Origin of the sequence: Vibrio sp. 05-20-BW147 (genome assembly GCF_013369385.1) — a bacterium.
Taxonomy (GTDB): Bacteria; Pseudomonadota; Gammaproteobacteria; order Enterobacterales; family Vibrionaceae; genus Vibrio; species Vibrio floridensis.
Window position 1 is genome coordinate 165,762 of record NZ_SZTO01000003.1, and the last position, 13,340, is coordinate 179,101.

11 protein-coding genes are annotated in these 13,340 nt (G+C 47.2%); 5 read left to right on the forward strand and 6 right to left on the reverse strand.

What is annotated here, in order from left to right:
• Positions 1-8: 8 nt before the first annotated feature.
• From menB to FC652_RS03560, 4 genes are all read left to right on the forward strand, one after another.
• A complete protein-coding gene (gene menB / locus FC652_RS03545) occupies positions 9-875 on the forward strand; it encodes a 1,4-dihydroxy-2-naphthoyl-CoA synthase (protein ID WP_176297503.1) in 867 nt (288 codons plus the stop codon).
• Between the two features lie 139 nt (positions 876-1,014).
• Entirely contained in the window at positions 1,015-2,004 is a 990-nt protein-coding gene (gene menC / locus FC652_RS03550; protein WP_176297504.1) for an o-succinylbenzoate synthase, read from the forward strand.
• Positions 2,004-3,434 (forward strand): o-succinylbenzoate--CoA ligase, encoded by a 1,431-nt coding sequence (gene menE, locus FC652_RS03555; protein ID WP_176297622.1) that lies wholly within the window; start codon positions 2,004-2,006, stop codon positions 3,432-3,434. The genes menC and menE overlap by 1 nt, the downstream gene beginning before the upstream one ends.
• 96 nt (positions 3,435-3,530) lie before the next feature.
• The gene (locus FC652_RS03560; RefSeq protein WP_039553158.1) at positions 3,531-3,707 is read left to right on the forward strand and encodes a hypothetical protein; all 177 of its coding nucleotides are present in this window, start codon (positions 3,531-3,533) and stop codon (positions 3,705-3,707) included.
• 10 nt (positions 3,708-3,717) lie between these two features.
• Here the strand turns inward: FC652_RS03560 and FC652_RS03565 are convergent, their stop codons facing one another.
• The 3 genes from FC652_RS03565 to FC652_RS03575 form a co-directional block, all read right to left on the reverse strand.
• A complete protein-coding gene (locus FC652_RS03565; RefSeq protein ID WP_176297505.1) occupies positions 3,718-4,653 on the reverse strand; it encodes a YeiH family protein in 936 nt (311 codons plus the stop codon).
• 98 nt (positions 4,654-4,751) lie between these two features.
• Entirely contained in the window at positions 4,752-6,626 is a 1,875-nt protein-coding gene (locus tag FC652_RS03570) for an MFS transporter (protein WP_176297506.1), read from the reverse strand.
• 14 nt (positions 6,627-6,640) lie between these two features.
• The gene (locus tag FC652_RS03575; RefSeq protein WP_011080957.1) at positions 6,641-7,231 is read right to left on the reverse strand and encodes a TetR/AcrR family transcriptional regulator; all 591 of its coding nucleotides are present in this window, start codon (positions 7,229-7,231) and stop codon (positions 6,641-6,643) included.
• Between the two features lie 241 nt (positions 7,232-7,472).
• Between FC652_RS03575 and FC652_RS03580 the strand changes: the two genes are divergently transcribed.
• On the forward strand, positions 7,473-8,342 hold the full coding sequence (locus FC652_RS03580; protein ID WP_176297507.1) for a Tim44 domain-containing protein: 870 nt from the start codon (positions 7,473-7,475) through the stop codon (positions 8,340-8,342).
• 116 nt (positions 8,343-8,458) lie between these two features.
• Here FC652_RS03580 and FC652_RS03585 read toward each other — a convergent pair whose 3' ends face one another.
• Genes FC652_RS03585 through FC652_RS03595 form a run of 3 tightly spaced genes read right to left on the reverse strand, consistent with a single transcriptional unit; the run spans position 8,459 to position 13,235 of the window.
• Positions 8,459-9,976, reverse strand: coding sequence for a SpoVR family protein (locus tag FC652_RS03585; RefSeq protein ID WP_176297508.1), 1,518 nt, complete (start codon positions 9,974-9,976; stop codon positions 8,459-8,461).
• Positions 9,977-9,985: 9 nt separating this feature from the next.
• Positions 9,986-11,257: a YeaH/YhbH family protein gene (locus FC652_RS03590; RefSeq protein ID WP_176297509.1), complete on the reverse strand. Its 1,272-nt coding sequence runs from the start codon at positions 11,255-11,257 to the stop codon at positions 9,986-9,988.
• A 43-nt stretch (positions 11,258-11,300) separates the two neighbouring features.
• A complete protein-coding gene (locus FC652_RS03595; RefSeq protein WP_080536463.1) occupies positions 11,301-13,235 on the reverse strand; it encodes a PrkA family serine protein kinase in 1,935 nt (644 codons plus the stop codon).
• Positions 13,236-13,340 lie beyond the last annotated feature (105 nt).

Sequence of the window (13,340 nt, forward strand, 5' to 3'; positions counted from 1 at the left end):
GAACCACCATGGCTAAAACAGTAGGCATCACTGAAGCAGAACTTTACGCACCAGTTCATTGGAATGACTGTAGTGCGCCCTATGAAGATATTCAGTACCACAAGTCGGAAGACGGCATTGCAAAAATCACCATTGCACGGCCTCAAGTGCGTAATGCATTTCGCCCGCAAACCGTCAAAGAAATGATCCAAGCACTGGCGGATGCTCGCTATGACTCTAACGTGGGCGTGATCATTTTGACCGGTCTCGGCGAAGACGCGTTCTGCTCTGGCGGTGACCAAAAGATCCGCGGCGATTACGGCGGCTATAAAGATGACTCTGGTGTTCACCACCTGAATGTTCTTGATTTCCAACGTGATATTCGTACTTGTCCAAAACCTGTAATCGCTTCTGTAGCAGGCTGGGCGGTTGGTGGTGGCCACGTGCTTCATATGATGTGTGACTTAACCATCGCGGCTGAAAACGCGCAATTTGGTCAAACTGGACCAAAAGTGGGCTCGTTTGATGGCGGTTGGGGTGCGTCATACATGGCACGTATTGTCGGACAGAAAAAAGCACGTGAGATTTGGTTCCTATGTCGTTTTTATGACGCTCAAGAAGCGTTGGATATGGGGCTAGTGAACACGGTCGTCCCTGTAGAAGAATTAGAGAAAGAAACCGTACGTTGGTGTCGTGAAGTACTTCAGCACAGCCCGATGGCACTACGTTGCTTGAAAGCGGCATTGAATGCTGACTGCGATGGTCAAGCGGGTCTTCAAGAGCTGGCGGGCAACGCCACAATGATGTTCTATATGACGGATGAAGGACAAGAAGGGCGCAATGCGTTCAACGAAAAACGTCGTCCAGACTTCAATAAGTTTCCACGCAACCCTTAATTTTCTTCCCAATGTGAGAGCGATGCAGAGGCACAGAATCTGCATCGTTTAGGGACTTTTCTTTGCGATTGACGGTCTCATTCATAAAGAGTCTGACTTTCAGTAAAGCAATTTGTCGATGAAGTATTAAGGGACAGCTATGAAATCAGCCAAACTGTACCGCTACACCTTGCCAATGGACAGCGGTGTTGTGCTAAGAGATGAGAAACTGACGGAGCGTGTTGGCTACATTATTGAGCTGAACATGAACGGTCAAAAAGGGTATGGCGAAGTTGCACCATTACCAGGATTTAGCTTAGAGACCATAGAAGAAGCGGGCATTGAAGCGCAAGCTCAGCTTGAGCTGTGGATGAACACCGATCACCCCATCGATTACGACGCCTTGCTGCCTTCCGTTGCGTTCGGTCTTTCTACCGCGATGTATGAGTTGGAAGGGAAGTTGCCTCGCGACGGGCACTATTTGCCCGCGCCACTTTGTACTGGCGATCCCGATGAACTCATTCCGGTATTGAATGCGATGCAAGGTGAGAAAGTCGCCAAAGTCAAAGTGGGTTTGTACGAACCAATTCGTGATGGCATGCTGGTCAACTTGTTCTTGGAAAGCATCCCAGATCTCACACTGCGACTGGATGCCAATCGTGCTTGGACGCCAGAAAAGGCGCAGCAATTTGCCAAGTACATCACCCCCTCTTTGCGTCAGCGAATCGTGTTTATCGAAGAGCCCTGCCAAAAGCCCGGAGATAGCCTCTCTTTTGCTATCAACACCGGGATTGCGATTGCATGGGATGAAACCTTACAACACGCGCTGCACCGACCTGACTTTGCGCTTGACGATCTCACGGGCGTGAAAGCGATCGTCATCAAACCAACGTTGATCGGTTCATTGCCTCGTTGTATTGCGCTGATCAAAAAAGCACACTCTTTGGGCATCAAAGCGGTCATCAGTTCAAGTATCGAATCAAGTTTAGGGCTTACCCAGTTAGCGCGTTTTGCCAAATGGCAGTTGCCTGACGTGACGCCGGGCTTGGACACCATAAGTTTGTTCCAATCGCAGTTAATGGTGGGATGGCCGAAATGCTCGCTGCCGATCGCCCCGTTAGAAGAACAGCAATTGGTGTGGCATTCATAATGGGTGAAACGGCGTTGGTCAGAAAACAACCATTGTGGAAGTGTTGGGCTCAGCAGAGCCCATTTTCTATGGCGCTCAACTCATCGCGTTATCAATTCAACTGGCAACAACTGAACGACGAGATTGAACGTTTAGCGGCGGTTCTTGGTGCGCAAGGGGTGACTCGTGGAGATGTCATCACTCTGCTGGGTAAAAACCATGTTGATATGGTGCTTATCTTGCTCGCTGCGCATCAACTGGGGGCTGTGGTGGCGATCACCATGCCGCAATCAATAGCAATGTTCTCAGCAAAGCTTGATACGCTTTACCGTGAGCAGCAAACGCGTTTTATTTGGCTTGATCCTAACGTTGATGGGCGGACCCGCTCGGCTTGCTCTCACGATCGTCGTAATGTGCTGCTAGAAATCTCACTCGCCTCGGATCATCTTAACTCGGTGTCTAGCAATCACGTTTGCGATTATCGCGCTGATCAACTTGCTACCATCATTTTTACCTCTGGTTCCACGGGCAATCCCAAAGCGGTGGCTCATACTCATCGGCAGCATTTCGCATCAGCACAAGGATTGTTAGAAGAGTTCTGTTTTACTCAGCAGGATACGTGGTTGCTCTCCCTGCCGTTGTATCATGTTTCTGGCATGGCTATTGTTTATCGCTGGTTGTTGGCTGGCGCATGTTTGAAAGTGGGGCATGGCACTTTTTCTGAGGACATTCAAGGGGTGACCCACGCGTCTCTCGTCGCGACTCAGTTGAAGCGCCTGCTTGATGACAACACGCCTTTGCAACTGAGCTATGTTTTGCTGGGGGGGAGCCATGTGGAGCATGCCTTGGTCCGAGCGGCGCAGCGTAAAGGAATAGAGACCTGGCTAGGCTATGGCATGACAGAGGCCGCTTCAACCGTGACCGCCAAGCAGATCGACAGCGTGAGCAACGCTGGGCATCTATTGAAAAATCGAGCACTGCAACTGATTGGTCAGCGCATTTATATCGGTGGTGAAACCTTGGCAGAAGGCTATTTCTTTCAGGGTAGCTTAACGACACTGGTGGATGAGCATGGGTGGTTTGACAGTAAAGATTTAGGCGTGTGGCAAGGTGAGGAGCTAAAGATCATCGGCCGTGCGGACAATCAGTTTATCTCTGGCGGGGAAAACATCCATTGTGAAGAGATTGAAGCGGTGCTAAACGAGATTGAAGGTGTGGAACAGAGTATCGTGGTTCCCATGCCCGATGCGGAATTTGGCTATCGGCCGGTTGCTGTCATTCAAGCGCCATTGCTAGCAAACAGAGCGCAGTATGAGCAACACTTAAAAGAGAGACTGCAAAAGTTTAAGTGGCCAGTCGCCTATTACTTAATGCCTGAGGCGTTACTGAAGGAAGGGATTAAAGTCTCGCGGCAAGCCGTTAAAGTATGGCTGGAAAATCAACTTAGTTGATTTCGACATGAATTAGTCAAAAAGAGAATTTCTCAACCTTATAACCCTCAATCATAATTGCGCATCATATGACAAAGAAAAGGCATAAGGTTGAAGATGGTAAGAGGGATCTTAATAGCAACGGCAGTTTTGCAGCTCGGTATCGCTTTGCTGAGTGATGGCCTCTATCGCTCTTTGGCAGAATTGACGGCCTTTTTGATTGTTGTCGCCATCGTTTTTGACTATCGACGCCAAGCAACTACCACTTTGCCTCATTCCCATCACTCAGCTTAATTGAGTCAGTTTAACGTGTGAGTAACAACCAACTGAGCGAAGTGGTGGAGATGACCACCCATAGGCTTAAGCCAAAGATCAGAGGTTTTGCCCCCGCACTTTTCAGCTTCTCAACAGAAATACTGCAACCAATCAAAAATAAACACACCACCAGTGCCTGTTTCGCTACCGAGAAAATACCCTGATAGACGCTCTCAAATTGAGGGAAGAGATCGCTAAAGGCGATGGCCACGCAATACCAAAAAATGAAGTATGGAAGCACTAACTTGCGCTTACCTTCCTCACCATTTCCGCGAGCAAAGAGAATTGCACTGAGTAGGGCAACGGGAATAATCCATAATGCACGGGCAAGTTTTAATGTCGTCGCGGTGGTAAGTGCTTGCTCACCATACGCGGATGCAGCTCCGACGACGGAGGAGGTGTCGTGAATGGCGATCGCTGCCCAGGTCCCAAAAGTTTGTTGATCCAACGCTAACGCATGTCCAATCACCGGAAAAACAAACAATGCAAGGGAATTAAAAACGAAGACCGTCGCCAATGCGAGGGCAATCTGTTGATCTTTGGCTTTGATTGCCGGAGCGACTGCCGCAATCGCACTCCCTCCACAAATCGCAGTACCTGCTGAGATAAGGTAGGCGGTCGTGGTTTCAAGCTTAATCACTTTGGCCACTAAAAAACCAAGTAGCAGGGTACCAGCGATGGTGACCACAATCAGACCGATACCATCAGAGGTGACGGTAATGGCTTGTTGAAATTGGATACCAAACCCCAAACCAATAATGGAGTAAGACAAGAGCTTTTTAGTGTAAGTCGAAATGGGCAGTTGGGATGGCACCAACCCCGTGCTTGCGAGCAGAAAACCCAAAACCAATGCTGTGGGGGAAGAGACCCAAGGACTCAGGCAGAGCAATAAAGCGAAAATAAAAGGAAGATGCTTACGATTCAAAGTGATTGCGTTTTATTAAGTGAAAGCGCGAGTATAGCTGAGTCGATGAGATCAGAAAGTCTTAATGATTTGAACAAGCGTTCAGATAATCTGAACGCTTAGCGCCAATCGCCTCGTAACTCTGCCACTTTTTGCTGCATGACTTCCGCAGAGGCGTTTTTAGGCTCGACAGGCAACCCAGCTTCAATTTCTAGTCGAGACCAGAAACGGCTAGGTAGCCCTTTACAGGCTCGGCCTTTGTGGCGGCTGAAGTAGCTCCCCCACAAGCCTTTTAACGCCATTGGGATAACGGGCACCGGGCTGCGACGAAGGATGATGTCAATTCCGCGCATAAATGGATTTATGTCGCCATTTTCCGTTAATCTGCCCTCAGGGAAAATACAGACAATATGCCCTTCACTCAAAGCTTGTTCAACATCGTTAAATGCACGGCGGATAGAGGTTCTGTTGCTGGCGGAGATAGGAATGACCCCGGCAGTGCGTAAGAAGCGACGCAAAACCGGCAGCCTTGCGTATTCTTCTTCCATGACAAAACGAATCAATCGAGGGCAGACGGCACTCAGCAGTAAGGCATCCATGTAACTCACGTGATTACAAACAATAAGCGCACCACCTTCTTTCGGTAAGTGGTGTAGATTCTTATGTGTCACACGATAGAGTGTGTGAGTAAGCACCCACACGAGGAAACGCACGACAAACATGGGTGCTTGCAAAAAGAGATACGCAGCCACTAAAAAGTTGAGTATCGAAAGTAGCACAAAAAATTGTGGAATCGATATGCCGATCGCGGCAAGACAGACGATGCCCAATACTGCACTGCCCACCATAAACAGTGAGTTGTAAATATTGAGGCCCGCAATCACCTGCGCACGTTCACTTTCCTTGGCACGATGTTGCATCAGGGCATACAGAGGGACGATAAACAATCCACCTGAAACGCCGATCATGAGTAAGTAGCTAAACAGTGGCCAAAATGGCTGATACTGCACAAACTGTGCGAAGGTATGAAAGCGAGGTAGCTCGCTGGGTATCGATGTGGCCATCAAGTAGCCAAATACCGTAATACCTAACGCACCAATTGGGACGATACCCACATCAATGCGGCCTTTAGACAGTTTGTTGCACGCCAGTGAACCGAGCGCGATACCAACAGAAAAGAGTGCCAACAAGAAAGAGACCGCACTTTCTGTGCCATTGAGATAAATCTTGGTGAAGTTGGGAAATTGAGTGAGGTACGCGGCACCAAGGAACCAAAACCAGCTGATCGCCATAATACATTGATATACCACACGGTCCGATTTCGCGATGGCAATTGTGTGTTTCGTTTGACGATACGGTTGCCAGCGAAATTTTAGCTCTGGCGCGCATGCGTGCGCGACAGGAATCGCGCGGCTCGCGAGATAGCCGAATACAGCAAAGATAACGACACAAAAAGCGGCAACGTATTTTGCTTGCTCGTGTGAGGCAATAATACCCGCGCCTAATGTGCCGACAAGAATAGCAATAAAAGTCCCCGCTTCAACCAAAGCGTTACCGGGAACGAGCTCTTCTTGTTTCAGTTGCTGCGGAAGTAGCGCATATTTGACTGGACCAAAAAATGCCGACTGTGTGCCCATCAAAAACAACAGCAGCAATAAGATGGTGTAGCTTTCGGTAATAAAACCGATAGCGCCGAGCAACATAATGGCGATTTCAAACAGTTTGACCTTGCGAATAAACCAAGACTTTTCGTATTTGTCTGCCAGCACACCCGCTGACGCGGAAAAAAGGAAAAATGGCAGAATGAATAAGCCTGCGGCAAGGTTGATGAAAAGATCACTGGAGATTGACAGGGCACCAGTACCTGCAAATGCGACAAGCAGCAACAGCACATTTTTGAAAATGTTGTCGTTAAAGGCACCGAAAAATTGAGTAATGAAGTACGGCAGAAACTTACGCTGTGTTAACAGCGAGCTTTGGCTATTCGCGGCCATGAAAGTTCCTTGTATTACCAGTTGGTCAGATAGTTGGTCAAAAGACTGTCTATCAACTCTTTGCCATCAATTGGCTCACTGGAGAAAAATTTGTCATCCACACTCAGTAGCGTAATACCATGTACGCCAGACCACAACACGCGGCTCGCTTGCAACACTTCGGTTGGTGTGCGAGATGGCGCAAGTTGTTGCAATAGCGCTTCTAGCATACCGGTCATGTTGTCGATACGCTTTGCTTGCCATTCTGGTAACTCTGCACCATTCATGTTGTGCTCAAAAATTAAGCGCCAGCGGTGAGGGTGTTGTTGGGCAAAGTCATGGTAGCAATACGCAAGGTTAAATAGCGCCTGTTTTTTGTCTTGTGATGTTTTGACCACTTGCATGGCTTCTTGGGAAAGCTCATCCAAGGTTTGCGCGACGGCGTGCAACAGCAACAAGTTGTAACTGCCAAACACATTGACTAGGGTGCTTGGAACATAACCGATCATGTTTGCCAGCTTACGCAAACTTAACTCGTGATACGAGTGATCTGCCAGAAACTCTTTAACAGTTTCAAGCGTTAATGCGATAAGTTCTTCTCTGGTGTGATCGTTTCTACGGGCCATTTTTTCGTACTACAAATTGAACAACGTTCAATATTCTAAATTTGTCAATTATATACGTCAACAAGACATCCAAATTAAGCATAGTACAGCGGCAATATTCTGATACATGTCTAACTATTGTTTCCGTTTCAATGACGAAAGGATGCTTGTATGATGCATATTAGCTGGTGTTCTTCAAAACGCTTTGTCACACGAAGGGGACTAGTAAGTAAAGTTTCAATCAGACTACAAAAGGATAAAGATGAAACGTTTATTATCGATTGTTGCCCTGCTGATGGTTTCTGTGATTGCTACTCCAATCGCCGAAGCGAAAAAAATGGGTGGTGGTAAGTCGTTTGGTAAAAGCTACAAAACGGCACCTGCACCAAAACAACAGCAGCAAAATACGAACAATATAGGTAAAGAGCAGACAGCAAAACAGAGCTCTAAGAAAGGCCTGATGGGCGGTATTCTTGGTGGCTTGTTGGCGGGTGGTTTGCTTGCTGCGTTCTTTGGGGGCGCGTTTGAAGGTATTCAGTTTATGGATATCCTCATCATCGGCTTAATTGCTTTCGTGATCTTTAAATTAATGCGTGGTTTGCTGGCTTCTAAGCAAGGCAGCATGAATCAGCATCGCCAGCAGCCGGCATTTGGCGGCCAAGCACCTAAGTTTGAGCAATCAAATGTTCATAACTTCGAGCAGTCACCAAATACGCCAACTGGTGGTTTTGGCTTTGGCGCGCAATCTGATGTACCACACAACTACCCTCCAGGTTTCGACCAAGTCGCGTTTGTGAATGGCGCGCGTGAACACTACCGTATCCTGCAAGGCGCTTGGAACCATAATCAACTGGAAACGATTGAAGAGTATGTTTCTCCAAGCTTGTGGGAAGACCTAAAAGCGGAGCGAGCGAAACTCGACGGTGAGCAGCATACGGATGTCATGTATGTGGATGCACAAATCGTTCGTGCTGATTACGACGCATCAACCGCGCACTTGAGCTTACAGTTCAGTGGTCGTTACCGCGATGCAGTTGAAGGCATTGAAGAAGATATCACCGATATCTGGCACCTTGAGCGTGATCTAACAGCGCCAAATGCGCCGTGGATGATCGTGGGTATTCAAGGCTAAACAGCGCTTTGGTCTCAGTGTCACTCCGTTCATGTTTGAGACCTTGACAATTAAACCGCCCAAACTTTGAGAGTTTGCGGCGGTTTTTTATTCGATCAAACTTTTGTTTTGTTGCCTCAGTCGCCTCGTTGAGGACAGGTTGCCAAGATTTCTTTGTGGCCGGTTTCTTTTACTTCTTCCAAAATAACGTCAAACCCCCACAAACGATATAAGTGCTTCATCACCTCGTTGTAGCTCTTATCCAGAGGAATGCGGTTATGCGGGACGTATTGCAGGGTTAAAGAGCGATCGCCACGCACATCAACTTTGTAGACTTGAATATTGGGCTCCAGGTTGGCTAGGTTGTATTGCGCAGCCAAGGTTTCCCGAATTTTGCGATAACCCATATCATCATGGATAGCATTCACTTCGATGAAGTTTCTGCGGTCATCATCTTGGATCGCAAACAGTTTAAAATCGCGGATGAGTTTTGGGGATAGATACTGGCTTATAAAGCTCTCATCTTTAAAGTTGCGCATGGCGAAATGCACCGCATCGAGCCAATCGCTACCTGCTAAATCAGGGAACCACTCTTTGTCTTCATCTGTCGGTTCTTCACAGATGCGCTTGATGTCACGGAACATCGCAAAACCTAACGCATAAGGGTTGATGCCGCTAAAGTAAGGGCTGTTATAGGGCGGCTGAGCAACCACACTGGTGTGGCTGTGCAGAAACTCTAAGATAAATTTGTCAGAGACCATCCCTTCATCATAAAGATGGTTGAGAATGGTGTAGTGCCAAAACGTTGCCCATCCTTCGTTCATCACTTGCGTCTGCTTTTGTGGGTAAAAGTATTGGCTAATTTTTCGCACAATACGCACGATTTCACGTTGCCAAGGTTCGAGCAGCGGCGCGTGCTTCTCAATGAAATAGAGAATGTTTTCTTGTGGCTCGCTTGGAAAATGGACAATACTTTGCTCTTCCTTGGATTTGGCCTTAGGCACCGTTCTCCAAAGCTCATTGACCTGTGATTGCAGATAGGCCTCCCGCTCCTCTTGTCGGGCCTTCTCTTCAGTGATTGAGATCTTCTCTGGGCGTTTATAACGGTCAACCCCATAGTTCATCAGTGCATGGCAGGAGTCGAGTAGCTTCTCTACCTCTGTGTCACCATATTTGGTTTCACATTCAGCAATGTACTTTTTAGCAAACAGCAAATAGTCGATAATCGAGCTGGCATCAGTCCAAGTTTGAAACAGATAATTGCCTTTAAAGAAAGAGTTGTGACCATAGCAGGCGTGAGCAATGACTAACGCTTGCATCGTCACGGTGTTTTCTTCCATTAAGTAGGCAATACAGGGGTTGGAGTTTATGACGATTTCGTATGCGAGCCCCATTTGACCATGCTTGTAATTTTGTTCGGTCTGAATGAATTTTTTACCAAAAGACCAGTGGCTATAGTTAATCGGCATACCGATACTTGAATACGCATCCATCATCTGCTCAGAGGTAATGACTTCGATCTGATTAGGATAGGTATCTAGGCGGTAATGCTCAGCGACACGTTTGATCTCGGTATGGTATTTTTCCAACAGATCAAAGGTCCAGTCTGGCCCATCTGGCAACATCTTGCTTTTTTTCTTTGTCTTGGTTGTCATACAGGCCTCCTATGCCGTTTCCTTGTGAAACAGCTCTCTGAATACCGGGAAGATGTCTTCAACGCTGCGAATGTTCTTCATCGCAAAATTATCAAAGCTCTCCTCAAGCTTTTCATATTCATGCCACAGCGTTTGGTGTGAACGTCGGGTAATTTCGATATAGGCGTAGTATTGGCAGTTAGGTAACAACTTGTTGGTTAATAGATCTTTACAGCGAGGGGAATCGTCTGCCCAATTATCCCCATCTGAGGCTTGTGCTGCATAGACATTCCATTCACCAACGGGATAGCGAGCTTTAACAATTTCATCCATCAATTTGAGAGCACTGGAAACGATGGTGCCGCCAGTTTCTTGTGAGTAGAAAAACTCGTGCTCATCGACCTCTTTTGCTTGCGTATGGTGACGTATAAACACCACTTCCACGTTTTCATACGTGCGATTAAGGAACAGATAGAGCAGCACATAAAAGCGCTTAGCGATGTCTTTGGTCGCTTGATCCATGGAGCCTGAAACGTCCATCAGACAAAACATGACGGCTTGGCTTGAAGGAACCGGTTTGCGCTCATAGTTTTTGAAACGTAAGTCAAACGTATCGATAAACGGCACGCTTTCAATCGCTTTACGTAGCTCTGCGATTTCTTGTTTAAGTTTCATTTCCTCCAGCTTTTGTGCGGGTTCTTGATTCTGGATGTGTTCCAGCTCCAGCTCTAGCTCGTGCAATAAACGCTTTTTGCCCGCAGACATTGCGGTCCGACGCGCAAGGGATTGCTGCAAAGAGCGCACAATGGAAATGTTGGAAGGCATCCCGGCGGTTTGATAGCCCGCGCGGTGTTTCTTCCACTCGGTAATTTTGTTCACCTGGTTTTTCTTTAGATTTGGCAAAGCCAAGTCCTCAAATAACAGGTCTAAGTACTCATCTTTTGAAATTTGGAAAACAAAATCGTCTTGTCCTTCGCCATCAGCACTGGCATCACCGTCTCCAGCGCCACCGCCTCCTTGGCCACCTTTGGGTCTTTCAATTTTATCGCCGGTAATGAACTGGTCATTGCCAGGATGGACACGTTCTCGTAACCCCCCTTTGCCTTGATGGAAAAGAGGCTCTTTGATGTCTTTGTGCGGAATAGCAACGTCCTCACCCGTCTCCGTATTGGTGATCGAGCGACGATTCACCGCATCCGCTACCGACTCTTTTATCTGCTCTTTATAGCGTCTCATGAAGCGCTGTCTGTTGACAGCGCTCTTGTTCTTGCCATTGAGCCTACGGTCTATAAATTGCGCCATGAAATTCCCCTCTCATGTTCCACAGACCTAACTCACATCCGGGTTAGGACGATTTACGTACGCGCAGGTACCACTCAGAAAGCAAGCGAACTTGTTTCTCGGTGTAGCCTTTTTCCATCATACGAGCGACAAAGTCATCGTGTTTCTTCTGGTCTTCAGAAGAGGTTTTTGCGTTAAAGGAGATAACAGGAAGAAGATCTTCGGTGTTGGAGAACATTTTCTTCTCGATCACAGTGCGAAGTTTTTCATAGCTGGTCCACACAGGGTTTTGACCGTTGTTGCTGGCTTTCGCACGAAGCACAAAGTTAACGATTTCATTACGGAAATCTTTTGGATTAGAGATGCCCGCCGTTTTCTCAATTTTCTCCAACTCACCGTTTAAGGCCGAGCGGTCGAACAGCTGACCTGTCTCTGGATCGCGGTATTCTTGATCCTGAATCCAGAAGTCTGCGTAGGTGACATAGCGATCAAAGATGTTCTGACCATATTCAGAATAAGACTCAAGGTAAGCGGTTTGAATTTCTTTACCGATGAACTCGACGTAGCGAGGCACCAAGTAACCTTTCAAAAATTCCAAATAACGTTCAGCCGTTTCTTGCGGGAACTGTTCACGCTCAACTTGCTGTTCGATGACATAGAAGAGGTGGACAGGGTTAGCGGCCACTTCAGTTTGGTCGAAGTTAAACACACGAGAAAGAATCTTGAACGCAAAGCGCGTTGAGAGCCCCTTCATGCCTTCGTCCACGCCCGCATAATCGCGGTACTCTTGATAGCTCTTGGCTTTTGGATCGGTATCTTTCAACGTTTCGCCATCGTATACCCGCATTTTAGAGAAAATGGACGAGTTTTCTGGCTCTTTGAGGCGCGAAAGAATACTGAACTGAGCCAACAGCTCTAAAGTACTTGGTGAACATGGTGCTTTGGAAAGCTCAGAGTGCTCTAGCAATTTCTGGTAAATTTTCACTTCCTCAGAAACGCGTAAGCAGTAAGGGACTTTGACGATATAGACGCGGTCCAAAAACGCTTCGTTGTTTTTGTTGTTACGGAAAGTCTGCCACTCGGATTCATTGGAGTGAGCCAATATCATGCCTTCAAATGGAATCGCAGAGAGTCCCTCAGTACCATTAAAGTTGCCTTCTTGAGTCGCCGTCAAGAGAGGGTGGAGCACCTTGATGGGTGCTTTAAACATCTCTACAAACTCCATCAAACCTTGGTTTGCTTTACATAAAGCACCAGAGTAGCTGTACGCGTCGGGATCGTCTTGCGAATAATGTTCCAGTTTGCGGATGTCGACTTTGCCGACCAGTGATGAGATGTCTTGGTTGTTGTCATCACCTGGTTCGGTTTTTGCGATACCCACTTGATCGAGTATGGAAGGGCGAACTTTCACGACTTTAAACTGACTGATATCCCCACCAAACTCATGCAGACGTTTAGCTGCCCAAGGTGACATGATGGAGCGTAAATAACGTTTTTCGATGCCATATTCTTTTTGCAATATTTCGCCATCTTCATTGACGTCAAATAAGCAGAAAGGGTGGTCGTTTACAGGGCTGCGTTTCCCGTTGGCGGTGAGCACGTAAATCGGCATTTGTTGCATTAGTGCTTTGAGCTTTTCTGCCAGCGACGATTTACCACCGCCCACAGGGCCCAGTAGGTAAAGAATCTGCTTGCGTTCTTCCAGCCCTTGAGCGGCGTGTTTTAGGTAGGAGACGATCTGTTCAATCGCTTCTTCCATTCCATAGAAATCTTTAAAGGTTTTATAGCGTGAAATCACACGGTTAGAGAAAATACGGCTTAATCGTGGATGCATCGACGTATCGACTAACTCAGGTTCTCCGATGGCCATAAGAAGTCGTTCAGCGGCATTCGCATAGGCACTTTTGTCATCTTTACATAGTGCAAGAAAGTCCTGTATCGACATCTCTTCATCTTTTGCTGCTTCATAGCGCGCTTGATAGTGGTCAAAAATACTCATGTCACATTCCCCTTCTTATTCGGTCTGCTGACGAACGTTGGCAAATATCGTCCCTTCTCTTTGATAAGCCTAGACGGGGATTTTCAATTTTGCCCAATAAATTAT